The 22,426-nt window shown below is 69.9% G+C and carries 20 protein-coding genes; 14 read left to right on the top strand and 6 right to left on the bottom strand.

Annotated elements, in window-relative coordinates:
- Positions 1-90 precede the first annotated feature (90 nt).
- The 3 genes from DAETH_RS20045 to DAETH_RS20035 form a co-directional block, all read right to left on the bottom strand.
- Positions 91-1,386, bottom strand: a complete 1,296-nt coding sequence (locus tag DAETH_RS20045) for a hypothetical protein (protein ID WP_264778392.1) — start codon at positions 1,384-1,386, stop codon at positions 91-93.
- Between the two features lie 112 nt (positions 1,387-1,498).
- Positions 1,499-1,981: a hypothetical protein gene (locus DAETH_RS20040; protein WP_264778391.1), complete on the bottom strand. Its 483-nt coding sequence runs from the start codon at positions 1,979-1,981 to the stop codon at positions 1,499-1,501.
- Positions 1,982-2,053: 72 nt separating this feature from the next.
- Positions 2,054-2,524 carry a cupin domain-containing protein gene (locus tag DAETH_RS20035; RefSeq protein ID WP_264778390.1) on the bottom strand — a complete coding sequence of 157 codons (471 nt, stop codon included), beginning with the start codon at positions 2,522-2,524 and terminating at the stop codon, positions 2,054-2,056.
- Between the two features lie 626 nt (positions 2,525-3,150).
- Between DAETH_RS20035 and DAETH_RS20030 the strand changes: the two genes are divergently transcribed.
- Both DAETH_RS20030 and DAETH_RS20025 read left to right on the top strand, forming a co-directional pair.
- Positions 3,151-3,948 (top strand): peptidase associated/transthyretin-like domain-containing protein, encoded by a 798-nt coding sequence (locus tag DAETH_RS20030; RefSeq protein ID WP_264778389.1) that lies wholly within the window; start codon positions 3,151-3,153, stop codon positions 3,946-3,948.
- Between the two features lie 245 nt (positions 3,949-4,193).
- On the top strand, positions 4,194-5,336 hold the full coding sequence (locus DAETH_RS20025) for a carboxypeptidase-like regulatory domain-containing protein (protein ID WP_264778388.1): 1,143 nt from the start codon (positions 4,194-4,196) through the stop codon (positions 5,334-5,336).
- Positions 5,337-5,447: 111 nt separating this feature from the next.
- Here DAETH_RS20025 and DAETH_RS20020 read toward each other — a convergent pair whose 3' ends face one another.
- The 3 genes from DAETH_RS20020 to DAETH_RS20010 form a co-directional block, all read right to left on the bottom strand.
- A complete protein-coding gene (locus tag DAETH_RS20020) occupies positions 5,448-6,989 on the bottom strand; it encodes an ATP-binding protein (protein ID WP_264778387.1) in 1,542 nt (513 codons plus the stop codon).
- A gap of 111 nt (positions 6,990-7,100) precedes the next feature.
- A complete protein-coding gene (locus DAETH_RS20015; RefSeq protein WP_264778386.1) occupies positions 7,101-7,856 on the bottom strand; it encodes an SDR family NAD(P)-dependent oxidoreductase in 756 nt (251 codons plus the stop codon).
- A 70-nt stretch (positions 7,857-7,926) separates the two neighbouring features.
- On the bottom strand, positions 7,927-9,006 hold the full coding sequence (locus DAETH_RS20010) for a zinc-dependent alcohol dehydrogenase family protein (protein ID WP_264778385.1): 1,080 nt from the start codon (positions 9,004-9,006) through the stop codon (positions 7,927-7,929).
- Positions 9,007-9,324: 318 nt separating this feature from the next.
- Here DAETH_RS20010 and DAETH_RS20005 point away from each other — a divergent pair, with 318 nt between their 5' ends.
- The 12 genes from DAETH_RS20005 (at position 9,325) to DAETH_RS19950 (ending at position 22,214) form a co-directional block, all read left to right on the top strand.
- Positions 9,325-10,896: an ABC transporter substrate-binding protein gene (locus tag DAETH_RS20005; RefSeq protein ID WP_264778384.1), complete on the top strand. Its 1,572-nt coding sequence runs from the start codon at positions 9,325-9,327 to the stop codon at positions 10,894-10,896.
- Between the two features lie 186 nt (positions 10,897-11,082).
- On the top strand, positions 11,083-12,021 hold the full coding sequence (locus DAETH_RS20000; protein WP_264778383.1) for an ABC transporter permease: 939 nt from the start codon (positions 11,083-11,085) through the stop codon (positions 12,019-12,021).
- Positions 12,014-12,880, top strand: a complete 867-nt coding sequence (locus DAETH_RS19995; RefSeq protein ID WP_264778382.1) for an ABC transporter permease — start codon at positions 12,014-12,016, stop codon at positions 12,878-12,880. The genes DAETH_RS20000 and DAETH_RS19995 overlap by 8 nt, the downstream gene beginning before the upstream one ends.
- Complete coding sequence (locus DAETH_RS19990) at positions 12,877-13,875, top strand: ABC transporter ATP-binding protein (protein ID WP_264778381.1); 999 nt, start codon at positions 12,877-12,879, stop codon at positions 13,873-13,875. The genes DAETH_RS19995 and DAETH_RS19990 overlap by 4 nt, the downstream gene beginning before the upstream one ends.
- The gene (locus tag DAETH_RS19985) at positions 13,872-14,918 is read left to right on the top strand and encodes an ABC transporter ATP-binding protein (protein WP_264778380.1); all 1,047 of its coding nucleotides are present in this window, start codon (positions 13,872-13,874) and stop codon (positions 14,916-14,918) included. The genes DAETH_RS19990 and DAETH_RS19985 overlap by 4 nt, the downstream gene beginning before the upstream one ends.
- Positions 14,915-15,943, top strand: coding sequence for a GntR family transcriptional regulator (locus DAETH_RS19980; RefSeq protein WP_264778379.1), 1,029 nt, complete (start codon positions 14,915-14,917; stop codon positions 15,941-15,943). Before DAETH_RS19985 ends, DAETH_RS19980 begins: the two co-directional genes overlap by 4 nt.
- Complete coding sequence (locus tag DAETH_RS19975) at positions 15,933-16,679, top strand: creatininase family protein (RefSeq protein ID WP_264778378.1); 747 nt, start codon at positions 15,933-15,935, stop codon at positions 16,677-16,679. Before DAETH_RS19980 ends, DAETH_RS19975 begins: the two co-directional genes overlap by 11 nt.
- Positions 16,676-17,698 carry a ketopantoate reductase family protein gene (locus tag DAETH_RS19970; protein ID WP_264778377.1) on the top strand — a complete coding sequence of 341 codons (1,023 nt, stop codon included), beginning with the start codon at positions 16,676-16,678 and terminating at the stop codon, positions 17,696-17,698. Before DAETH_RS19975 ends, DAETH_RS19970 begins: the two co-directional genes overlap by 4 nt.
- Before the next feature lie 94 nt (positions 17,699-17,792).
- Positions 17,793-18,557, top strand: coding sequence for an SDR family NAD(P)-dependent oxidoreductase (locus DAETH_RS19965; RefSeq protein ID WP_264778376.1), 765 nt, complete (start codon positions 17,793-17,795; stop codon positions 18,555-18,557).
- Positions 18,557-19,942 carry a dipeptidase gene (locus DAETH_RS19960; RefSeq protein WP_264778375.1) on the top strand — a complete coding sequence of 462 codons (1,386 nt, stop codon included), beginning with the start codon at positions 18,557-18,559 and terminating at the stop codon, positions 19,940-19,942. The genes DAETH_RS19965 and DAETH_RS19960 overlap by 1 nt, the downstream gene beginning before the upstream one ends.
- Complete coding sequence (locus DAETH_RS19955; protein WP_264778374.1) at positions 19,939-21,471, top strand: carboxypeptidase M32; 1,533 nt, start codon at positions 19,939-19,941, stop codon at positions 21,469-21,471. The genes DAETH_RS19960 and DAETH_RS19955 overlap by 4 nt, the downstream gene beginning before the upstream one ends.
- Positions 21,468-22,214: an SDR family oxidoreductase gene (locus DAETH_RS19950; RefSeq protein WP_264778373.1), complete on the top strand. Its 747-nt coding sequence runs from the start codon at positions 21,468-21,470 to the stop codon at positions 22,212-22,214. Before DAETH_RS19955 ends, DAETH_RS19950 begins: the two co-directional genes overlap by 4 nt.
- The last annotated feature ends 212 nt before the right edge of the window (positions 22,215-22,426 follow it).

Genomic DNA, 22,426 nt, shown 5'->3' with positions numbered 1-22,426 from the left:
CCTTCTCTCTCTTCCTGCTTGTCTGTGAGGGTTGCCAAAGGGCGACCACCTCTCGTGCAGTCGCCCTCCGATGGCCTCCGCCGAACTCGTTCAGGGCGCGAATTCGAGCTTCACGGGGGCGGAGAAGACGGGTGTGTTCATTGGAAAGTTATCGGCGCTGGCCTTGTCCGCCTGGATCAGGCCCTTGTACGTCTCCCCCGAGATGGACTTGAAGGTGGTGGCGGTGCCCTGGAGGTTCGTGAGGGAGTCGCCCACGTCGTTCAGCACGCGGTGCGTTTCGCGGTCGGTGCCCGCAGGCTTGCTGTCGAACTCGTAGCGAATCTCGTACGAGGCCGCGCCGATCAGCAGGTTCTCCTCTGTGCCGCTGATTTGCAGGTAGCCCCCGGTGAGGCGGTCCCGCGCGTCGCCCTGATTCGGGCTCTGCTTCGGCAGGTTGAATGGCAGGCTGTTGCCGTTCACCTTCGTGAGCTGATATTTGCAGGTGTAGATTCCCGTCACCACTTCCCGGCACGGCCCCAGACCGTCGATGACCTGGACGGAGGAGATCAGGCGCAACGTGTTCTTGCCCGTCTCGTTGCGCACGAGGTCCACGCTCACCGCCACGGGGTTCACGCTCGGCTTGCTCGCAGGCGCCCGGTACGTCCCGCTGGACACGTCCCCCTCATCCTTGCTCACCGTCCCCACCGCCGCGCTCCCGCCCGCCGTGCCGTTCACCGCCCAGTTGCGGGTGAAGGGCGTCAGGGTGTACGGCGCGCACGTCCTGGTCAGGGGAGCGATGAGGTCATCCCCCTCCCCGGTGGTCTCATCCGCGACGCAGCGCACCAGGGTGAGCTTCACGGTCTGCCCTAGCTTGACGGTCGCCTGCCCCGGGTCGAGCTGGTAGGCCTCCGCCCAAGTCCAGTCGCTGAAGTGGGTCGTGGAGACGGTGAGGGTGTTCGCCCCTCGGTCCTGCGCGGTGCCCAGCTTCGCCTGCCACGTCCCCTGACGGTCCTGCGTGGCGACGACGAGGGCGCTGGCGCTGCTCTCCTGCGCCTCGTCGTACTGGAAGGAGAGTCCTACGGGTTGCTTGAAGGTCGTCCCCTCGGGTCCCAGGCGGTACGCACTCCCCTTACCGTTCGGGGCCGTGCTCGTGATGGGCTGCACCGTGATCTCGGTGGGGGACGAGAGCGCCCCGGCGGGGATGCTGACCTTGAGCCTGCCGTCCGCCGAGGTGACGGTGCCGCCCTCGGGCCCGACGGTCGTTCGCGTGGCCTCGCCGGTTGGGGTGCCAGCGGGGAAGGTCGGGGCGGGGGCGGGGGGATTGGGGAGGGGATTGCCGCCCGAGGGCGTGTTGCAGGCGACGAGGGCAGCGGACAGCAGCCAAAGGCCGATCATTTTCTTGTGCATAGCTTTTCCTCAAGGGCGCGAGTCGTGGGACGGCGGTGGACGCGCAGGTCGATCATCGGAGACCAGCCCAGGCGTCGGGACGCTTCCCAGTCAGGGTCCGGTCTCCGGGGGGTTATTCGGCGGCGGGCGGCGCCACACGCAGGGCTTTGATCGTTTCTCCCTTCCAGGAGAACAGGACCTTGCCGTCCGGCGTGACCGCCTCTCCGCCCATCGTGCCCGTCAGGGCCGCGCCGTGGACATTGAGGTTGCCGCGCAGACGAATCAACCCCATGTACTTGCCCTTCTCGGCGCCGAGGACGCGGGCCTCGAAGGCCACCCCGCCGTCCGGCGACGCGCTCCAGCCCCCCAGGGTGAGCGACGAGCCCTCGCCATTCACCCCCGACATCAGCAGGGTGCGGTCGGCGTGGAAGGTGAGCAGCACGGGGTTAAGCTGACCGTTGTCGTTGAAGGTGGCGTTCCACGTTCCCACCACAGCAGGGGGAAGGGACGAGGACTGCGCGGAGGCCTGGTAGACACCCGCGGCTCCCAGAACGGCCACGGTCGAAACGAGCACGGTGAGGGCGAGGCGGGCGGGCACGAGCTGGGCTTGGTTCATGGTGGTCTCCCCGGGAGGCGTGAACTCTTCGGCGTCAGGAAAAGGCGGGAGGGCTGGCTTCACAGGTGACCTTCAAGCCGGGCGCTGGTCGAAGTGGGCGAGTCCAGCGAGCACCGAGCGGTCCTCGGGAGGCCAGACGGGCGAGGCAGCGACGATGGGCGCGAGTTCCATGAAGTAGCGCTCGAAGCCGCCCGGGGTGTTCAGGATGAGGAAGCGGGCCCGCTCGGCCTCGGGATTGGAGAACGTGTGGGGAACGCCCCTGGGGACCCGAACGGTCTCACCCGCGCCCGCCACGGTGGTCTCGCCGCCGAGCGTGAACGTGAGGCGGCCCGAGAGGACGTGGAAGACCTCCTCGAAGGTGTCGTGGATGTGGGGGGGTGGACCGGTGAACTGCGCCGGGCAGTCGTACTCCAGCAGGGACCACTCGCCGTTCGTGTCCGCGCTCGTGTGGTGCAGGGTGATCGTGGAACCGAGAATCTGGATGATGCGGGGATGGGTTGTGGCGTGGGCCTTCATGTCCTGCCTCCTTCGCTCGTCGAGCATGGCCGGAAGGTACGGGGCACGGAATGGCTGGCGAATGTCGCGTGGGCCTCTGCCGGGAGGCACGGCAGAAAGACCCAGCCCACCTGAAGCGGGCCCGGGGCACGGGCCAGAAGGTCGGCGGAACCCGGACCATCCCGCCCCTACGGCCCCTGCTCCTCGTTCCAGACGTTCCCGGACGCCACACCCACCGGGTCGAACGACATTCGACGTTTCACCGTCCAGCGGCGGCCTGCACGACCACGGCACCCGGGCGGAAGTCTTGCACGAGCCGCGCCGTATGGGGTAACGGAGTGCATCCCACGTACACAACACAACGCCCGCCCTGCTGTGCGCCAACGGAGCGAGGGGCGCTCATCCTCAGCTGCTGGTGACGATGAGGGCGTGCGCGGCAAGGCGGACGAGGCCAGAGAGGTTGACGAACGTTCCTGACACCGCGTGACTGCCGCCGCACGGCTCCAGGCACGGCGGGTGCCGAAGGGCGTGTGGGCGCTGTGTTCCATCGTCCTGGGGCTGGGACACCCGAGCCCGCCGGGCACCCAGGAGCAGCTCTCAACATTCCGCAGCCATCCCCGGCTCCGTACCTTCCGGCCAGGTTCGCCCAAGGGGCGGACGACCGGAGGAACACCATGAATGCAGCCAGAATCGTCAGTGCCCTGCTCCTCGCCACCACGCTTGCCGCCTGCGGCGAAACCACCGCAACGGGCCCGGTCACCGAGCCACCCGTTGTGAACCCGCCCAGCGATCCCGGCACGACCGATCCCAGCCAGCCCACGCCGTACACCATGAAAGGCGTCGTGAGAAACGCCTCCGGGGAGCCGCTCGCCGGGGTGGAAGTGTGGGCCGACAACACGCTGTACGACAACATGAACGTCCTGGGCCGGACCGACGCACAGGGCCGCTACAGCCTCTCGCTGCCGCGCGACCAGCTCGGCACCTGGCAGGCGGGCGGCGCGTTCAAGACGGTGTACAACGGGGACGCCTACGAGCTGGGTATGGAGGTGGACAATACCGCGTCGTTTGCCACCGACGCGGGCGCCATCCGCAACTTCACTGTGAAGACCTCGGGCGAGAAGCCCGGCGGCGGATACTACGGCGGAACCGTGTGGGTGTACGGCAACTACAAGAACGGCGACTTCAAGAACAGGTACGTGGAACTCACCCTCACCCCGGACGGGCCGCTGCTGGACGGCAGCACGGGCGAGACCCTGAAGCGCTTCGTGGACGGCAATACGGTCGCGGACGTGCCGATTGGCCGGTACACCGTCACGGCCCGCTACCTGCCCGAGGGCGGCGCTCCCCGGAACATGCTGGTGATGCGCCAGGACGAGGACACCTTCGCGCCCTCGACCACCCTGATGTTCCGCAAGGAGCCGAAGTACGGCGTCATGACCGACTTCAACCTCCAGCTCGCCCCGCAGCCCTGATCCCCACGGAGGCCGTGGGCGCGGGAAGGTTTGCACGGCGGGCGTGGGCACAGGAGCTCCTGTGCCCACGCCCGCCGGTCATCCGGGCCCGCTTGCAGCGCCCTCAGTCACGGGGGGCGAAGTGCATGGCCTCCCGGTCTCCCTCCAGAACTTCGCTCCTGCGTCAGCCGGTTCCCACCACGACACTCGCCAGCCATTCGGCCCCCTGTACGTCCCCAGGACGCCGGAAGGCAACGGAGGACCCCATGAACCGAACCCTCAAGACCCTGACCGCCCTGCTGGGCCTCACCCTCTCCCTGGCAGGCCAGGCCCTGGCGTCCGCCCCCCGCACCATCAGCGGCACGGTCACGGCGGCGGGCGGGCACTCCCTCAAGGACACGGTGATCATCGCCTGCCCGAAGGGAGACTGCGACTCGGACGACGTGAAGGGCGCCGTGATCGACAGCAAGAAGGCCAGGGCGGACTTCACCATCAGGGACCTCGACGACGTGCCCTACGCCATCTACGCCGTGCAGGACAACGACGGGGACGAGGACGTGAGCGTGGGCGACTGGGTGGACCGCAATCTGCTGGCGGAAAAGGAAGCGCCCCTTGTCAGGGTCGGCACGGGGAACGTGAAGCTCGAACTCGTGGAGGTGAAGAGGACGGCCACCGCGCCGGGCACCAGCGCGCAGGCCCAGTCCAACTCCAACACGACCCCTGGGGCGTCCAGCGCCGCGACCGCGCAGCGAGGCTTCATCACGGGAACGGTCGTGAACGAGCAGGGCGTGCCGCTGCCCGGCGTCGAGGTCGTCGCGGACAACACGCTCGGGTACAACAGCAACCTCATCACCCGCACCGACGCGCAGGGGCGGTACAGGATCGACGTTCGCAACGCGCCCGTCACCTTCAACGTCACCGCCAGCCTGTCCATCAGGTACGACGGCTACTCGGCCAGTGTCGCCCTCGTGCCCCAGACCCCGGAGACCGTGCCCGGCGGCGTGGGCGGCGTGCGCAACTTCACCTTCAAACCCAAGCCCCTCTCGCAGGCCGATCCCTACGGCAACCTCGCCTGCGTGTTCGTCGAGCGGGAGGCGGGCAACTTCGACATTGACCCCGCGCAGGTGATCCTGACCCTCACGCCCGTCGGCAAGCTCGCGGACGGCTCCACCGGCAAGGTGCGGCAGACGAAGCTCGTCATGAGCGGCTCGGGCTGGGTCGCGGCGAACGTGATGTGGGGGACCTACAAGGTCACGGGCACCATGAACGGGCGACCCATCGAACTCCGGCGGCGTATCCCTGGGATGGAGACCTACCCGTGGGGCATGAGCTACACGGGCGGCTTTACCCGCGACTACCAGGCACTCCAGCCGAACATGTTCCTGGAGATTCGCCTGCCGAAAAACTGAGGGGCGGAAAAGGATGGGGGCCGCGCGACCAGGGCGGCCGGACGGCGGCCAGTCGGGGAAGGGGCCCGGCGCCTGAGCCCACTCGAGCGACCCGACCGTCAGCGGCTCGCCCTACGGCGCTCCCTCCCCGGGGGCGCATGGAAAGGTCACCCAGAACGTTGCCCCCGCCCCGGGTTCGGCGTGCGCCCCCACCCGGCCGCCGTGCTGCTGGATCACCCGGCGGACGTTCGCCAGCCCCACGCCGGTGCCCTCCATCTCGGGGTGGAGCCGGGCGAAGACCCGGAAGAGTTCGCCCGCGTGCGCCGAATCGAAGCCCACCCCGTTGTCGCGCACGAGGACCACCCACTCGCCCGCCTCCCGCCGCGCCCCGACCTCGATCAGCGCCTGCTCGCGTCCGCGAGTGAACTTCAGGGCGTTGGTCAGGAGGTGCGTGACGGCCTGCCTCAGCCGCAGGGGGTCGCCCCGCACGGTGGGCAGCTCGCCCACCCGCCACTCGACCCGCCGTCCGCGCGTGAGCGGCAACAGGTCGCTTCTGACCTGGGCCACGAGCACGGCCAGCGGGACCTCCCCGTGGGGGGGCGGCGCGGGGCGGGCGGTGAACTCGCGCAGGTCCTCCAGCAGGCCCGCGACGCGCTCGGCCTCGCTGTGGAGGTGCCCGAAGTGCAGGCGCTGACGCTCCCCCAGCGAGGCGTCGAGCCCGGCCCGCAGCAGCCGGGCGAAGTTGAGCACCCGGGCGACGGGCGCCCGCAACTGCCGGGTCACCGCCTCCGCGTACGCCTGGAGTTCGAGGTTGAGGTCCATCAGCTCGCCCGTGCGCTGCTCCACCAGGGCCTCCAGGCGGGTGTTGAGGTCACGCAGCTCGGCCTCGGCGCGCTTGCGGTCGGTCAGGTCGAGCATGTACCCGCACAGCCGCTCGCGCCCCCCCACCCCGTAGCCCGCCAGGGCGAGGAGCACCGGAACGCGGGTGCCGTCGGGGCGGCGGTACTCCTTCTCGTAGGGCCGCGACACCCCGCGCTCGGCCACCTGCGCCGCCGCGAGCCGGTCAGTGTGCCGCCACTCGGGGGGCGTGAGGTCGAGCCAGTTGATCCTCCCCCCCGCGTAGGCCGCGCGCTCCACGCCGACGAGCCGCAAGAAGGCCTCGTTCACGTACTCCAGCTCGCCGTCCAGCGTGCCCACCGCCATGCCGATGGGCGTCACGTCGGCCAGCGCCCGGAAGCGGGCCTCGCTCTCCTGGAGGGCGAGCAGCCCCAGCTCGCGCTCGGTGATGTTCTCGTGGGCGACGACCGCGTGGGTGACGTGGCCCCCCTCCGCCCGCACGGGCGTCACCCGGGCGCGAAACCAGCGCTGCTCCCGGGGCGAGTGGCATGGATAGGCCAGCACGAACTCCGGCACCTCGCCGCGCAGGACGGCGAGCAGCCCCAGCGTCATCGCGCAGGCCTCGCCCTCGCCGCCCCCCTCCCCCCCGCACACCGCCAGGTAGTTGCTGCCCACGCCGCAGCTCCCCGCCGCCCCGCCGTTGTCCTCGCAAAACTGCCGCCACGCCCGGTTGACGGCGACGATCCACCCGCCCGAGTCCACCACCGCGACGTGGGCGCTCAGGGCGTCGATGGTCGGCTGGAAGGGCGGCGGGGCGGTGGAGATCGCGGGATTCACGAACCGCTCCTGAGAGGCAGGCGGGGAGAAACGGGCGACATCACCCCACTGTACCGGGCCCGGCCCGGGTGAGGTGTGTCCCGGACGCGCCGCCGACCCGGGGCGGGGCGTCTAGCGGACGTAGGAGGCGCCGTTGATGTCGAGGGTCGCCCCCGTCATGTGCCGCGCCAGCCCCGAGGCCAGAAAGGCCACCGTGTTGGCGACCTCCTCCGGGGGAGCCACGTCCCCCAGCGGAATCTCCCGCGCGATGTCCGCCGCGTGCTCGCGCACATACCCCGCCGCCATGTCGGTGCGCACCCACCCAGGAGCGACGGCGTAGGCGAGGATGTTCTCGCGGGCGTACCCCCGCGCGATGGAACGGGTCAGCGCGATCACGCCCCCCTTCGACGCCGCGTAGTGCATCGCGTCGGGGTTGTCCCCGCGAAAGGCCGCCCGGCTCGCCACGTTGACGATGATCCCGCCCCCCCGCCCGCGAAAGTGCAGGATCGCCTCGCGGCACAGGTCGGCGACGGCGATCAGGTTGACCTGCAAGGTCCGCGCCCAGGTCTCGGCCCACTCGCCGAGAGGCTCGTCCACCGTCACGCTCGGGGCGACGCCCGCGTTGTTCACGAGCACGTCGATGCGGCCCCGCCAGGAGATAGCCTCCCGGAACAGGTCCACCGCGACCCCGGGTCGGGAAAGGTCGGCGCCGAGGGCGAGTGCCTTGTCCTCCCCGAGGTCTCGCACGATGGCCTCGGCCTCTCCCCCACTCTGGCCGTAGTGCACGATGACCTGCGCCCCGGCCGCTGCCAGCGTGCGAACCGTCGCGGCGCCGATGCCGCGTGAGCCGCCCGTCACGAGAATGACCTTGCCCGTCAAATCCAGCATGTCCCCTATTGTGGGGCCTCCTCGCCGCCCGCCCCCACTTCCGCCCCTCTTGCGGGTGTGGAGGGTCGGCCTACCTCCCGGGAACGCCCGTGGCCCCGGCGCCCCGCGTGCCCAGGCGGTCCACCACGGTCACGCCCGGCCCGGGAAAACGGTCCATCTCCACGAGGGCGTCCGCCGCGTCCTCCAGGCCGATCCGCCGCCCGACGAGGCGCTCCGGTTTCAGGACGCCGCGCTCGATCATGCCCAGCATCCCGGGATAGGTGTGGGCCGCCATCCCGTGGCTGCCGTAGATTTCCAGTTCGCGGGCGACCACCCGGTCCATCGGGATCGGCGGGTGGCGCTGACCGGCCAGGAGCAGGCCGACCTGGACGTGTCTGCCGCGCGTCCGCAGGCTGGCGACCGAGTTGGCGCAGGTCTCGGGGTGCCCCAGCGCGTCGAGCGAGACGTGGGCCCCGCCGCCGGTGAGGTCGCGGACGGCCCCGGCCACGTCGGGCGTCTCCCGGCCGTTGACCGTCAGGGTGGCGCCGAGGTCCCGGGCGAGGCGCAGTTTCCCGTCGTCAATGTCCACGGCGATCACCCCGGCCCCGAGGGCCACCGCGATCATGACGGCCGATAAGCCCACCCCGCCGCAGCCGTGGACGGCGACCCATTCCCCGCCGCGCACCCGGCCCTGCAAGGCGAGCGCCCGGAAGGACGTGGCGAAGCGGCACCCCAGGCTCGCCGCCGTCACGAAGTCCAGCGTGTCGGGCAGCCGCACGAGGTTCCCCTCGGCGTGGTGCAGCGCGACGTACTCGGCGAACGAGCCCCAGTGGGTGAAGCCGGGCTGGAACTGGCGCTCGCAGACCTGCTGGTTGCCGGAGCGGCACTCCGGGCAACGCCCGCAGCCCGAGACGAAGGGGACGGTCACCCGGTCGCCCACCTGCCACGCGCGGACGTGTCGGCCGACCTCCACGACCGTCCCGGCGAGTTCGTGGCCCGGCACGTGGGGCAGGGTAATGTCGGGGTCGTGGCCCATCCAGCCGTGCCAGTCGCTGCGGCACACCCCGGTGGCGCCGACCCGCACGACCACCCCGTCCCCCGGAGGCGCGGGGTCGGGGACGCTGACGAGTTCGGGGCGGGTCTGAAACTCGCGGTAGAGGACGGCCTGCATGGGAAGACTGTAGCGGCGGGAGGGCCGGGGCGCGGGGAGACGGCCCCCGTCCTCGACTTCGGGCCGCAAGCCGGAGGGGCGCGGCGGGAAAGTGTTGGGGAAGTGTTATGCCGAATGAGGGCGGTACGCCGCAGACCGGGTGGCTCTCCCGTTGTTCTCCCCGGTGGGCTGAGCGGTCTATCCGCCGGGCGGCAGGAACGCTTGACCACTGCCGGGCCGACCGTTACAGTCTGGCATAACACCCTACACCTCCACCGCGCCACACCCCGGGTGCGCTCAGCGTTCGTTCTTCCCCGTCCTTCTCCCGTGGAGGCCCGCATGAACCGATTCACCCGTCTGACGCTCGCCCTCGGTGCCGCCCTGACCCTCGGCTCCTCGCTCGCCGTGACGCGCGGCGGGACGATGGTATACGGCCGATACGCGGACTCGCTGTTTCTCGACCCGGTGCTCAACGACGCCAACCTCGACATCTGGATCCTGACCAACCTGTACGACACGCTGCTCCAGCCCACCCCGGACGGCAAACGGGTCAGGCCCGGCCTCGCGTCGAGCTACAAGCTGAGCCCCGATGGCAAGACGATGACGCTGACCCTGCGGCCCGGCCTGCGGTTCGCGGACGGCAGCCCGCTCACCTCGGGCGACGTGAAGTGGTCCCTCGACCGGGCGCGCAATCCGCAGAACGGCGCGTGGAACGGCTCGCTCGCCTCGATCAATTCGGTCACGGCGCAGGGAAACACGGTGACCCTGAACCTCAAGCAGCCCGACCCCACCCTCACGGCGGCGCTGGCGACCTTCAACGCGGCGATCATGCCGCAGAAGTTGTTCAACGCCGCGTCCGGCAAGAACGACGCGGAGAAGGCCCGGGCGTTCGCGGAAAAGCCCATCGGGTCGGGGCCCTTCGTGCTGAGCGAGTGGAAGCGCGGTTCGTACATGACTCTCAAGCGCAACCCCTACTACTGGCAGAAGGGCGAGGACGGCAAGGCCCTGCCCTACCTCGACGCGGTGCGCTTCGAGATCGTCCCCGACGACAACACCCGCATCCTCAAGTTGCAGTCCGGGGAACTCCAGGGCGCCGAGTTCATCCCGCTGTCGCGCGTGGCGGAGCTGAAGGCCAACGCCAGGATCAACATGGAGCTGTTCCCCTCCACGCAGGTCAACTTCATCACCATGAACAACCGGCCCAAGCTCAATAACGGGGCGACCAATCCCCTGTCGGACGTGCGGGTGCGGCAGGCGCTGAACTTCGCCACCAACAAGGACGCGCTGATCCAGGTCGTGACGTACGGCACGGGCAAGCCGATGCGCTCGTTCATGTCGTCCACCACCCCGCTCTTCGCCCCGCAGCGGGGCTACCCGTACAACGCGGCGCGGGCGCGGCAGCTTCTCCAGGCGGCGGGCTACGGAAACGGCTTCGAGGTGTCCTGCCTCGCCACCTCGGGGAGCGCCAACGACCTCGCGCTGCTCACCGCCCTCCAGCAGATGTGGGGGCAGGTGGGCGTGAGACTCAAGATCGAGCAGGTGGACGCGGCGACCAAGACGGCCCGCTACCGCGCCAACGACTTCCAGATGCGCACCGCCGGGTGGACGAACGACATCAACGACCCCAGCCAGATCACGAGTTACTTCGCCATCTACGACAACGTGGAGAGCCTGCACACCGGCTTCAGGAACGCCGAGATCGAGCGGCTTTTCGGGCAGAGCCAGGCGGAGACGAACCGCCAGAACCGCGCTGGCCAGTACCGCCGCATCCAGACCATCTACAACGACGCCGCGCCCATCGTCTTCCTGTACGAGACGCCCTACCCGGTCGCGCTCGCCAAGAACGTGCGGGGCTTCGTGCAGATTCCGCTGGGGAACAACATCTTCACGGCAGCGTCGCTGGAGAAGTGAGGGGCGGGTAGGAGATGAAGAGGTGAGGGGACTGGTTCTCTTGGACGCCCTGCCCACTTACCCCCTCTGCTGCGCAGCTCTGCGAGTCCCAACCTCCCCCACAAGGGAGGAGGAGGAATCAAGCTCTTGCTCGGCGCTCGAACGAGGTGGCGCCGGACTCCCGAATCACGCTCCCAGAGGTTCTTTATGCGATGGACCTACGTCCTCACGCGCCTGCTGCAAATCATTCCCACGCTGATCCTGGCGGCGGTGCTGGTGTTCACGCTCGTGCGGCTGCTGCCGGGCGACCCCGCGAGCGCCATCCTGGGGGACCGGGCCACGCCGGAGATCGTCGAGCGCACCCGGCGTGAACTCGGCCTCGACCAGCCGCTGCCGGTGCAGTTCGCGCGCTTCGTCGGAAGGCTGCTTCAGGGCGACTTCGGGATCAGCACCAGCCTCAAGGTGCCGGTGCTGCGCCTGATCGCCGAGCGGCTGCCCGTCACGCTGTTCCTGACCCTGTACGCGGCCGTTCTCGGGGCGCTCCTCGCGGTGCCGCTCGCGGTGCTGGCGGCGGTGCGGCGCAACACCTGGGTGGACGGCGTGATTCGGGCGGTGTTTCAGGTCGGCCTCTCGCTGCCGGTGTTCTACATCGCCCTGCAACTGCTCACGCTGCTGGGGGCGCGGCTGGGGTGGTTTCCCATCGGCGGGTACGGGGACACCTTCGGGGAGCACCTGTATGCCCTCTTCCTGCCCGCCCTGACGCTGGGCTTCAACCTCGCGGCGGTCCTCATGCGGACCCTGCGCGCCTCGGTGATCGAGGTGCTGACGGCGGAGTACGTGGATTTCGCGCGTGCCAAGGGACTCAGGAGCCGGGTGATCATGACGCGGCACGTCCTCAGGAACGCCATGATCTCCACCGTCACGCTGCTGGGGCTGAACATCGGCGCCCTGATCGGCGGGGCGGTCATCACGGAGACCGTGTTCGCCATCCCCGGCGTCGGGCGGCTGATGGTGGACGCGATTTTCGGGCGCGACTACCCGGTGATCCAGGGCCTGACGCTGACCTTCGCGGTGCTCGTCTCGCTGGTGTTCCTGCTGACCGACCTCGTGCACGCCCGCCTCGACCCGAGGGCGCAGCATGCTTAGGGGAGCGGACGCGGCGGCCACCGCTCCTCTCCCGGTCTCCCCCACCCGGGGGCGCTTGCGGCCCAGGCCCACCCTGCTCGCGGGGCTCGCCATCCTGGGGGTGCTGATCTTCGCGGCGCTGTTTCCCGCCGTGGTCGCCACGCACAGTCCGACCGACTTCGACTACGCGGCGATCCTCAAGCCGCCGAGTGCCGCACACCTCTTCGGCACCGACAACTTCGGGCGCGACGTGTACTCGCGGGTGGTGTACGGGGCGCGCATCGACCTCCAGATCGCGCTCTTCACCACCCTCTTCCCCTTCGTGTTCGGGAGCCTGACGGGCGCGCTGACGGCCTTCACGGGGGGCTGGCCGGACGCGGTGTTCGGGCGGCTGGCGGACCTCGTGGTCGTGTTTCCCTTTCTGGTGCTCGTCATCGCCATCGTCGCGGTGCTCGGGCCGGGGCTCCTCAACCTCTACCTCGCGGTGAGCGCGGTGGGGTGGGTGACGTACTGGCGGCTGGTGCGCGGGGAGGTGCTGGCGCAAAAAAGGGCCGAGTACGCCCAGGCCGCGCGAGTGATGGGCTACAGCTCGGCCAGGACGCTGCTGCGGCACCTGCTGCCGAACGCGATCACGCCTGCCATCGTCTACCTGATGACCGACATGAGCCTGGGTATTCTCCTCGGCGCCTCGCTGGGCTACCTCGGCCTGGGCGCGCAGCCCCCCACCCCCGAGTGGGGCGTGATGGTGGCGGACGGCAAGAACTTCATGGCGAGCGCGTGGTGGGTCTCCACCTTCCCCGGCCTGGCGCTGACGCTGGCGGGGGTGGGCTTCAGCCTGATCGGCGACGGCCTGGCGGACGCCCTGAGGCCCCGGTCATGACGGTCGCGGTGGACACGACGCTCTCGGTGCGCGACCTCCAGGTGCGCTTCGCCACCCCGCGCGGTCCCCTCGACGCCGTGCGCGGCGTGTCCTTCGACCTGCGGCCCGGCGAGGTACTGGGGCTGGTCGGCGAGTCGGGGTCGGGCAAGAGCGTGACCCTGCGCGCCCTGCTGCGGCTGCACCGCCCGCCCACCCAGGTGAGCGGCGAGGTGCGCTGGAACGGGCAGAATCTCCTCGCCCTCCCCGAGGCCCGGCTGCGGGACGTGCGCGGGGGGCAGATCGGCATGATCTTTCAGGAGCCGATGACGGCCCTCAACCCGGTGCTGACGGTGGGCGAGCAGATCGGCGAGAACCTGCGCGAGCACGCCCGGCTGACGGGACGGGCGGCGCGGGAGCGGGCAGCCGAACTCCTCGAACTCGTCGGCATTCCCGCCCCCGCCGCGCGGCTGCGCGACTACCCGCACCAGTTCTCAGGGGGGATGCGCCAGCGGGCCATGATCGCCATCGCGCTCGCCTCCCAGCCGAGAGTGCTCCTGGCGGACGAGCCCACCACTGCCCTCGACGTGACGATCCAGGATCAGATTCTGCGGCTGCTGCTTCGGCTGCGCGACCAGATGGGCATGAGCCTGATCCTGGTCACGCACGACCTCGGGGTGGTCGCGCAGACCTGCGACCGGGTGGCGGTGATGTACGCGGGGAAGCTGGTGGAAACCGCGCCCGTTCTCGATCTCTTCCGCTCGCCGAAGCACGCCTACACCCTGGGGCTGCTGCGCTCGCTGCCGGAGGGCGGAGACCGCCGCGTTCCCCTCCAGCCCATCCCGGGCGCGCCGCCCAACCTGCTCGCGCTGGGCGACGCATGCCCCTTCGTGCCGCGCTGCACCTACGCGACCCTGAAGTGCCAGGTCGGGGAGCCGCCGCTGGAGGAGGTCGCCCCCGGCCGCTTCAGCGCCTGCGTCCACCACGCCGAACTGCCCAGGCCGGAGGTGCGCGCGTGACGGCCTACGAGAACGTGGTCGCCGCCGAGCAGAACGCGCCCGGCGAGGCCATCCTCACGGTGCGGGGGCTGAACAAGTTCTTCCCGGCGCCGTACTCGCCGCTCGACCGCCTGCGCGGTGTGCCCAGGCGGGTGGTCCGGGCGCTGAACGACGTGAACCTCGACGTGCGGCGGGGCGAGACGCTGGGGCTGGTGGGGGAGTCGGGGTGCGGCAAGTCCACTCTGGCGCGCTGTCTGGTGCGGCTGTACGATGCGGATGGGGGGAATATCACCTTCGAGGGGCGGGACGTGCTGCGTCTGCGCGGAGCCGAATTGCGCGCCTACAACCGCCGGGTGCAGATGATCTTCCAAGACCCCTTCTCGTCCCTCAATCCGCGCATGACCGTGGGGCAGACGTTACGCGAGGCGCTGAGCGTTCACCGGATGCGCCCACCGGGCGAGATTCCCGGTCGGGTGCGCGAACTCCTCGAACTCGTCGGCCTGCCCCCGGAGGCGGAGGGGAGGCTCCCCCACGAATTCTCGGGTGGGCAGAGGCAGCGCATCGGGATTGCCCGCGCGCTGGCGGTGGAGCCGCAGTGCCTCGTCGCGGACGAACTCGTCTCCGCCCTCGACGTGAGCGTGCAGGCCCAGGTCGTGAACCTGCTGCTGGAGTTGCAGGAGCGGCTGGGGCTGACGGTGCTGTTCGTCGCGCACGACCTGCGGCTGGTCCGCCACCTCTCGCACCGGGTCGCGGTGATGTACCTCGGATCGGTGGTGGAGGTAGCGGGGACGGACGACGTGTTCGGGCGGCCAGGGCACCCCTACACCCAGGCCCTGCTCGCCGCCGCGCCGAGGCTCGACCCCGCGCACCGCACCGACGCACCCGCTGTGGAGGGGGAGATTCCCAGCCCCCTGAACGTGCCCAGCGGCTGCCCCTTCCGCACGCGCTGCCCGCACGCCTTTGGCCGATGTGTGGTGGAAAAGCCCGCGCTGCTGGAGACGGACCCCGGGCAGTATGTCGCGTGCCACCTGTACGACCCTCGTCCTGGACAGGTCGCCGGATGAACCATTCCGCCCCTGCCCAGGAGACGGCGCCACGCTTCGCCTTCCACATCGACCGCTCGCTCTCCGTGCCCGTGGGGGTGCAATTGCGCGGGCAGATCGAGTACGGGGTGGCCTGCGGGGAGATTCCGCGCGGGGCACAGATGCCCTCCGTGCGCGAACTCTCGCAGGACCTGGGACTGGCGCACGTGACGGTGGCGGGCGTGTACAAGGAGCTGGGGCAAAAGGGGCTGCTCACCACCCACCCCGGGCGCGGCACCTTCGTCGCGGACGGGCAGGGCAATCCGGCGCGGGACCTCGCGGCGCTGCACCGGGCGGTCGAGCGGCTGCTCGCGGAGGCACAGAGGCTGGGCTTCTCTCCCGAGGAGGTCGCGCAGGTCCTGGGGGCGGGGCTGAGCCGTCCGCGCCCCTCCGGGCGGCCCCTGCGCCTCGCCTTCGTCGGCATCTTTCCAGAGGCGACGCGCTTCTACGTGGACGAGCTGCGCAGGCAGCTTCCGCCGCACGACCGCATCGAGGCCCTCACCGTGCAGGACCTGCTTGATGACACGGTGGCGGCACGCGTCTCGGAGGCCGACCTCGTGATCACCCTCGGGCACCGCGAGGCGCAGGTACGCGACCTGCTGAGCGGGCCCCCGGTGGTGTCGGTGCAGTTCATCCCGGCGGACTTCACCCGCACGGCGCTCGCCGCCCTGAGTCCCCTCACGCGGCTGGGGCTGGTCGTCACCTTCGAGGACTTCCTGCCCACCATGCGGGCGGGGGTGGCCCGCTTCGCCCCGCACATCGACCATGTTCAGGCCGTCACCCTACACAGCCCGGGGCTTTCCGAGTTGTTGCGCGGCAGCGACGTGATCGTCTACGCGACGGGCTCGGAGCGGGTGGTGGCCGAGCTTCCCAGCGGCACCCAGGCCTTCGAGTACCGCCACGTCCCCGACCCCCGCGCGGTGGAGGCGACCCTGCTCCCCTTGATCGAGGAGCGGCGGCTGCATTTGAGCGCCCAAGAGCAAGAAAGGATCCCCGATGCAAATTGACCGCATGAACTGGATGCAGGTCGAGGAGTACCTGACCCGCGACGACCGCTGCGTCCTGCCCCTGGGCAGCACCGAGCAGCACGCCTACCTCAGCCTGTGCGTGGACAACATCCTGCCCTTCAAGCTGGCGCAGGAGGCTGCGGGACCCCTGGGCGTGCCCGTCTTCCCCGTGTTGCCGTACGGGATCACGCCGTATTTCCGCGCCTACCCGGGAAGTGTGACTCTGCGGGTGAGCACCTATCTCGCCGTCGTGCGGGACATCCTCGACGGGCTGCATGAGCAAGGTTTCCGCCGCATCCTGATCGTGAACGGGCACGGCGGCAACTCGCCCGCGCAGGGCTTCGTGGGCGAGTGGATGGCCGACCACCCAGACGCCCGGGTGAAGTTCCACAACTGGTGGAACGCCCCGCGCGTGTGGGAGAAGGTGCAGGCCACCGACCCCAATGCCTCGCATGCCTCGTGGATGGAGAACTTCCCCTGGACGCGGCTGGAGGGCGTGGTGCTGCCGGACGAGGAAAAGGTCATGACCGACCTCGACCGCCTGCGCCTCCTGCCTCCCCGCGAACTGCGCGAGTACCTGGGAGAGGGCAACTACGGCGGCAAGTACCAGCGCCCCGACGAGGACATGCACGCGATCTGGGACGTGGCCGTGCAGGAGACGCGCGAGTTGCTGGAGGGCGGCTGGGGCGAGGACCGGCCAACTGCTCCCGTCGGCTTCGGGCGAGGCCGACAATGAGGCTGCTGGTCTGGGGTGCGGGAGCCATCGGCGGCACCATCGGGGCACATCTGGTCAAAGCCGGGCATAGCGTGACCTTTGTGGACCGTGCGGCGGAGCACGTGGACGCGATGAACAAGGGCGGCTTGCGGATCGAGGGCCCCATCACCGAGTTCACCGTGCCCGCCGTCGCCGCCACGCCCGAGCGGCTGGAAGGGCAGTGGGACCGGGTGCTGCTCTGCACCAAGGCGCAGGACACCGGGGGGGCTGCCGTCGCCCTCGCGCCGCACCTGTCGGACGGTGGGTGCGTAGTCTCCGTGCAAAACGGGCTCAATCCCCTCACGCTGGCGGAACACTTCGGCCAGGAGCGCGTGCTGGGCAGCTTCGTCAACTTCGGCGCCGACTACCTCTCGCCGGGCGTCATCCACTACGGGGGGCGCGGCGCAGTCGTGTTGGGGGAACTCGGCGGAGAGACGAGTGACCGGGCGCGGGAACTGTACGCGTCATTTCAGCAATTCGAGCCGGGCGCCGTCCTGACGCCCAACATCCTCGGCTACCTGTGGAGCAAGCTCGCCTACGGGGCGCAGCTGTTCGCCACGGCCCTCACGAACGACGGCATAGCGGACGCCCTCGCGCGGCCCGAGTACCGCGCCCTCTACAGCGAGATCGCGCGTGAGGTGCTGCGGGTGGCGACTGTCGGGGGGATCCGGCTGGAGAGCTTCAACGGCTTCGATCCCACAGCCTTCCTGCCCGGCGCCTCCGAAGAGACCTCCCAGCGTTCCCTCGACGACATGGTGGCCTTCAACCGGCGGAGTGCCAAGACGCACAGCGGTATCTGGCGTGACCTCGCCGTGAGGAAGCGGCGCACGGAAGCCGACGCCCAACTCGGCCCCATCGTCGCCTTCGGGGAGCGGTGGGGCGTGCCGACTCCCCTGACCGCCCGATTGATCGAACTCGTGCACGACCTGGAGGAGGGGCGGCGGGACTTCGGCAGCGCCAACCTCGACGAGTTGCGCGCCGTGATGGCGGTGCGGGCGTGAGGCGAATCGCGTCCATCTCCGCAACCCGCCTCTTTCTCCTGCTCGCTCTGCTCGGAAAGTTCCTGCGCACGGCACATGAACTTCCGGAGGCTCTATGAACGTCCGCTTCGACGGTCAGACCGTGATCGTCACCGGGGCGGCCCACGGCTTCGGGCGGGCGATCTCCCTCGCCTTCGCCGAACGCGGCGCGAACGTCTGGGCCTGCGACGTGAACCGCAGCGGCTTGGCGATGACCGAGCAGCAGGCGCTCGAAAGGAACTTGCCGCTCAACGTGCGTGTGGTGGACGTGGCCGACCGCGAGATGGTCCGGGAGTTCGTGCGGGAGGCGGGCGCGGGAGAGCGGCTGGACGTGCTCGTCAACAATGCGGGGGGCGTGCTCGGCCAAGTGGGACGGCCCCTTGAAGACATCAGTGAGGACGACTGGCACGCGATCTTCAGGGTGAACGTGGACGGCGCGTTCTACTTCTCGCAGGCCGCCGCGCCGCTGATGAAGGCCCGGGGCTCCGGGCGCATCGTCAACATCTCCAGCGGGGCGGGGCTGGGGGTCAGCCTCACCGGCATTCAGGCGTACGCGAGCGCGAAGGCCGCGCAGATCGGCCTGACGCGGCAGCTCGCGCACGAACTCGGCCCCTTCGGCATCACCGTGAACAACGTCGCGCCGGGCTTCGTGCGGAGCAACCCGACGACGGAAAGGCAGTGGGGGAGCTACGGCGAGGAGGGGCAGAGGAGGCTGGTGGAGGGCATCGCGTTGAAGAAACTGGGGACACCCGACGACATCGCCCACGCCGTCCTCTTCTTCGCGTCCGAGTACGCGGGCTGGATCACCGGGCAGGTGCTCAGCGTGGACGGGGGGAAGTGATGGAGGACGTTCTGGCGTACCTCGAAGGGCGGAAGGACGCGAGCCTCGCGGACCTTCTCGCCTTCGCCTCCATCCCCAGCGTGAGCACCGATCCAGAGCGGCGGGGGGACGTGAGGCGCGCGGCTGAATGGCTCGCGGGCCGCCTCCGCACCGCCGGACTCTCAACGGTAGACATCCTCGAAACGCCCGGTCATCCCGTCGTTTACGCCGAGTGGCTGGGGGCGCCGGATGCGCCCACCGTCCTCGTCTATGGGCACTACGACGTGCAGCCCCCCGACCCTCTGGACCGCTGGCAGAGCCCGCCCTTCACGCCGACCGTGCGGGGCGAACGGGTCCACGGGCGCGGCGTGTCGGACGACAAGGGGCCGCTGCTGATCCCGGTGCAGGTGGCGGAGGCGTTCTTCCAGACGCGGGGAACGCTCCCCCTCAACGTCAAGTTCCTCTTCGAGGGCGAGGAGGAGGTCGGCAGCCCCAACCTGGCGCCGTTCGTGCGGGCACAGGCGGGGCGGCTGCGCGCGGACGTGGTGCTCTCCGCCGACGGGGGGATGTGGCGGGCGGACGTGCCCACGCTGACCGTGAGTTCGCGCGGCCTCGCCGGACTCGAACTCACCCTGCGCGGCCCCGGCAAGGACCTGCACTCGGGGCGGCACGGGGGAGCAGTGCAGAACCCGCTGCACGCGCTGGCCTCGCTGCTCGCCGGACTGCACGACGAGCGGGGTCGGGTAACGGTAGACGGTTTTTATGACGACGTGCAGGAATTGAGTGACGACGAGCGGGCGAGCCTCCGCGCCCTGCCCTTCGACGAGGAGGCCTACCGCGCCGAGGTGGGAGCGCCCGCACTTTTCGGCGAGGCTGGTTCTTCCGCCCTGGAGCGCCTGTGGACCCACCCGACGCTGGAGGTCAATGGGATGTGGGGCGGCTACACCGGGGAGGGCAGCAAGACGGTGTTGCCGAGCGAGGCGCACGCCAAGATCACCTGCCGCCTGGTGGCGAACCAGGACCCGGAGCGGGTGACAGAGGCGGTGGTCCGTCACCTGGAAACGCACCTCCCGCCCGGCGTGACGCTCGACGTTCGCCCCTCCGACCACGGCGCCCGCGCGTACCGCATTCCTGCCGATCACCCCGCCCTGCTGGCTGCCCGCAAAGTGCTGACCCAGGTCTACGGCCAGCCCCCCCTCGAAGTCGGCATGGGCGGCTCCATTCCCATCTGCGAGGTGTTCCAGCGTGAACTCGGCCTGGAGACGGTGTTCTTCTCCTTCGCCGTGGGCGACGAGGACATCCACGCGCCGAATGAGTTCTTCCGCATTCCCCGGCTGTACGAGGGGCAGCGGGCGTGGGCCCGGCTGTGGCAGGAACTCGCGGTGAGGGAGGTGGCCCCGGTATGAACGAACTTAACGCCCAACTCGCCCAGATCAACGACCTTTTGTGCGTGATTAACGTCCTGAACTGGGACGCCCGAACGCAGATGCCGCCGGGCGGGACCGAGACGCGGGGGAGTCAACTCGCCACCGTGAGCGCCATCGCCCAGGAAAGGCTGACCTCCCTGGCGTTGCGAACGGCGCTGGAGGAGGCCGAGGCGAACCTTTCAACCTTGAACGACCGGCAAGCCCGCGCCGTGCGGCAGACGCGCGAGGCGGTGGACCTCCTCTCCCGCATCCCCGAGGGCCTCACCCGAGACCTAGCCGAAACGAAAAACCGCGCTCAGGCGGTGTGGGTGCGGTCCAAGGGGGACAACGACTTCGCCGCCTTCGCCCCCGAACTCGAACGGATGGTGGACCTCAACCGCCGCCTCGCGGACGCCATCGGGTACGAGGAACACCCCTACGACGCCCTCGTTAGGCAGTACGAGCCGGGCATGACGGCGGGGACGTTGCGGGGGCTGTTCGCACAGCTACGGGCGGGACTCCTGCCCCTGCTGAACGAGATTCGCGCCGCCCCCGAGCCGCGAGCCGACTTCCTCACCCGCGACTACCCGGAAGACCGCCAACGCGCCTTCGCCCTCGAAATGGCCCAGGCGTTCGGGTATGACCTCACCCGGGGACGGCTGGACGCCTCCGCCCACCCCTTCGAGATTTCGTTTACCCGCCAGGACGTGCGGATCACCACCCGCTACCGCCACGACTTCCTGCCGGGCGCCCTCTTCGGCACCCTGCACGAGACGGGACACGCGCTGTACGAGCAGAATGTCGACCCGGCCCTCACCCGCACGGTGCTCGCCTCGGACCTGCTGGGGCTGTACGCGGTCGGCGGCGCGAGTTACGGCACCCACGAGAGCCAGTCGAGGCTGTGGGAGAACCGGGTGGGCCGCTCGCGGGCCTTCTGGGCGCACCATTTCCCACGTCTGCAAGAGGTCTTCCCGGAACAACTGGCCGACGTGACCGCTGAGGAGTTCTGGCGAGCGGTGAACCGCGTCCGGCCCTCCCTGATCAGGGTGGAGGCGGACGAGGTGACGTACGACCTCCACATCATGCTGCGCGTCGAACTGGAGATGGCCCTGATCGAGGGGAGCCTGAGCGTGCGCGACCTCCCCGAAGCGTGGAACGCGAAGGTGCAGGAATACCTGGGCGTCACGCCGCCCGACTTCGCCTCCGGGGTGTTGCAGGACATCCACTGGTCGGCGGGCCTCTTCGGCTCCTTCCCGACGTACACGGTGGGGAACGTGATGGCCTCGCAGTTCTACGCGGCGGCGCGGAAGGGGGTGCCCGGGCTGGAGGAGCACCTGGCGCGCGGGGAATACGGGCTCCTGCGCGAGTGGCTGACCGAGCACGTCTACCGGCACGGGCGGACGTACTCCCCCACCGAACTGCTGGAACGCGCCACGGGGGAGGGCCTCGACCCCGCCCCCTACCTCGCCTATCTGCGCGGCAAGTACGCGGGGCTTTATCACCTCACCCCCCAGGGAGAAACGGCATGAGTGAGTCTATTCAGGGCAAGGTCGCTGTCGTCACCGGCGCGTCGTCGGGCATCGGGGAGGCGACGGCGCTCGCGCTGGCCGGGCAGGGGGCGAAGGTCGTCCTGACGGCCCGGCGCCAGGAACGGCTCGAAGCCCTCGCCGGGCGCATTCGGGACGCGGGGGGCGAGGCCGAGGTCGTCGTCGCCGACGCGTCCGACGAGGGGCAGGCGCGGGGGGTGATCGAACACGCCTCCCAGGCGTTCGGCGGGGTGGACATCCTTGTGAACAACGCGGGCGTGATGCTCCTGGGGCCCGTCACGGATGCGGACACCGAGGACTGGCGGCGGATGGTCCACCTCAATCTCCTCGGCCTGATGTACGCCACGCACGCGGCCATCCCCAGCATGAGGGCGCGGGGCGGCGGACACGTCGTCAATATCTCCTCGGTGTCGGGGCGGGGGGCCAGCCCGACCTCGGCGGGGTACAGCGCGACGAAGTGGGGGGTGGGCGGCTTCAGCGAGGGGTTGCGGCAGGAGGTGCGGCTGCACGGCATCCGCGTGACCGTGATCGAGCCCGGCGTGGTCCGCACCGAACTCACCGACCACATCACCCACGGGGAGACGAAGACGACCTACGAGGGCCGCATCGCCCAGATGACCCCGCTGGAGCCGGAGGACATCGCCGCCGCCGTCGTGTACGCGGTCACGCAGCCTCAGCGGGTGAACGTCAACGAGATTCTGATCCGGCCCCTCGAGCAGGGCTGAGGGGGCGCGCCGCTGGCCGCCTCCGGGTCAGCCGCGTCCGGCCAGGTCGGCAGGGGCCAAATGGTCGCGTCGTCGACTACAGTGATGGGTAGGGGCGCGAGTTCCGTCACTCCTCGCTCGCCGTGAGCAGTTCGACCGGCAGGGCGGGGTCAAGGTTCCCGCCGCTGAGCACGGCCACCAGGGGATGAGTTAAGGAGCCTGCTACGAAGGGC

The organism is Deinococcus aetherius (assembly GCF_025997855.1).
Lineage (GTDB): Bacteria > Deinococcota > Deinococci > Deinococcales > Deinococcaceae > Deinococcus > Deinococcus aetherius.
The sequence above is the reverse complement of the archived record's forward strand: the minus strand, read 5'-3'. Positions and strand labels throughout refer to the sequence as shown.

What these genes read in the sequence shown, in the direction of transcription:
- DAETH_RS19990 (WP_264778381.1), top strand. Translation starts at nt 12,877, where the DNA reads ATGACGGTCGCGGTGGACACGACGCTCTCGGTGCGCGACCTCCAGGTG.
- DAETH_RS20035 (WP_264778390.1), bottom strand. Translation starts at nt 2,524, where the DNA reads ATGCTCGACGAGCGAAGGAGGCAGGACATGAAGGCCCACGCCACAACC.
- DAETH_RS20015 (WP_264778386.1), bottom strand. Translation starts at nt 7,856, where the DNA reads ATGCTGGATTTGACGGGCAAGGTCATTCTCGTGACGGGCGGCTCACGC.
- DAETH_RS20010 (WP_264778385.1), bottom strand. Translation starts at nt 9,006, where the DNA reads ATGCAGGCCGTCCTCTACCGCGAGTTTCAGACCCGCCCCGAACTCGTC.
- DAETH_RS20000 (WP_264778383.1), top strand. Translation starts at nt 11,083, where the DNA reads ATGCGATGGACCTACGTCCTCACGCGCCTGCTGCAAATCATTCCCACG.
- DAETH_RS19955 (WP_264778374.1), top strand. Translation starts at nt 19,939, where the DNA reads ATGAACGAACTTAACGCCCAACTCGCCCAGATCAACGACCTTTTGTGC.
- DAETH_RS20040 (WP_264778391.1), bottom strand. Translation starts at nt 1,981, where the DNA reads ATGAACCAAGCCCAGCTCGTGCCCGCCCGCCTCGCCCTCACCGTGCTC.
- DAETH_RS19960 (WP_264778375.1), top strand. Translation starts at nt 18,557, where the DNA reads ATGGAGGACGTTCTGGCGTACCTCGAAGGGCGGAAGGACGCGAGCCTC.
- DAETH_RS20005 (WP_264778384.1), top strand. Translation starts at nt 9,325, where the DNA reads ATGAACCGATTCACCCGTCTGACGCTCGCCCTCGGTGCCGCCCTGACC.
- DAETH_RS19995 (WP_264778382.1), top strand. Translation starts at nt 12,014, where the DNA reads ATGCTTAGGGGAGCGGACGCGGCGGCCACCGCTCCTCTCCCGGTCTCC.
- DAETH_RS19950 (WP_264778373.1), top strand. Translation starts at nt 21,468, where the DNA reads ATGAGTGAGTCTATTCAGGGCAAGGTCGCTGTCGTCACCGGCGCGTCG.
- DAETH_RS19970 (WP_264778377.1), top strand. Translation starts at nt 16,676, where the DNA reads ATGAGGCTGCTGGTCTGGGGTGCGGGAGCCATCGGCGGCACCATCGGG.
- DAETH_RS20030 (WP_264778389.1), top strand. Translation starts at nt 3,151, where the DNA reads ATGAATGCAGCCAGAATCGTCAGTGCCCTGCTCCTCGCCACCACGCTT.
- DAETH_RS20045 (WP_264778392.1), bottom strand. Translation starts at nt 1,386, where the DNA reads ATGCACAAGAAAATGATCGGCCTTTGGCTGCTGTCCGCTGCCCTCGTC.
- DAETH_RS20025 (WP_264778388.1), top strand. Translation starts at nt 4,194, where the DNA reads ATGAACCGAACCCTCAAGACCCTGACCGCCCTGCTGGGCCTCACCCTC.
- DAETH_RS19980 (WP_264778379.1), top strand. Translation starts at nt 14,915, where the DNA reads ATGAACCATTCCGCCCCTGCCCAGGAGACGGCGCCACGCTTCGCCTTC.
- DAETH_RS19975 (WP_264778378.1), top strand. Translation starts at nt 15,933, where the DNA reads ATGCAAATTGACCGCATGAACTGGATGCAGGTCGAGGAGTACCTGACC.
- DAETH_RS19965 (WP_264778376.1), top strand. Translation starts at nt 17,793, where the DNA reads ATGAACGTCCGCTTCGACGGTCAGACCGTGATCGTCACCGGGGCGGCC.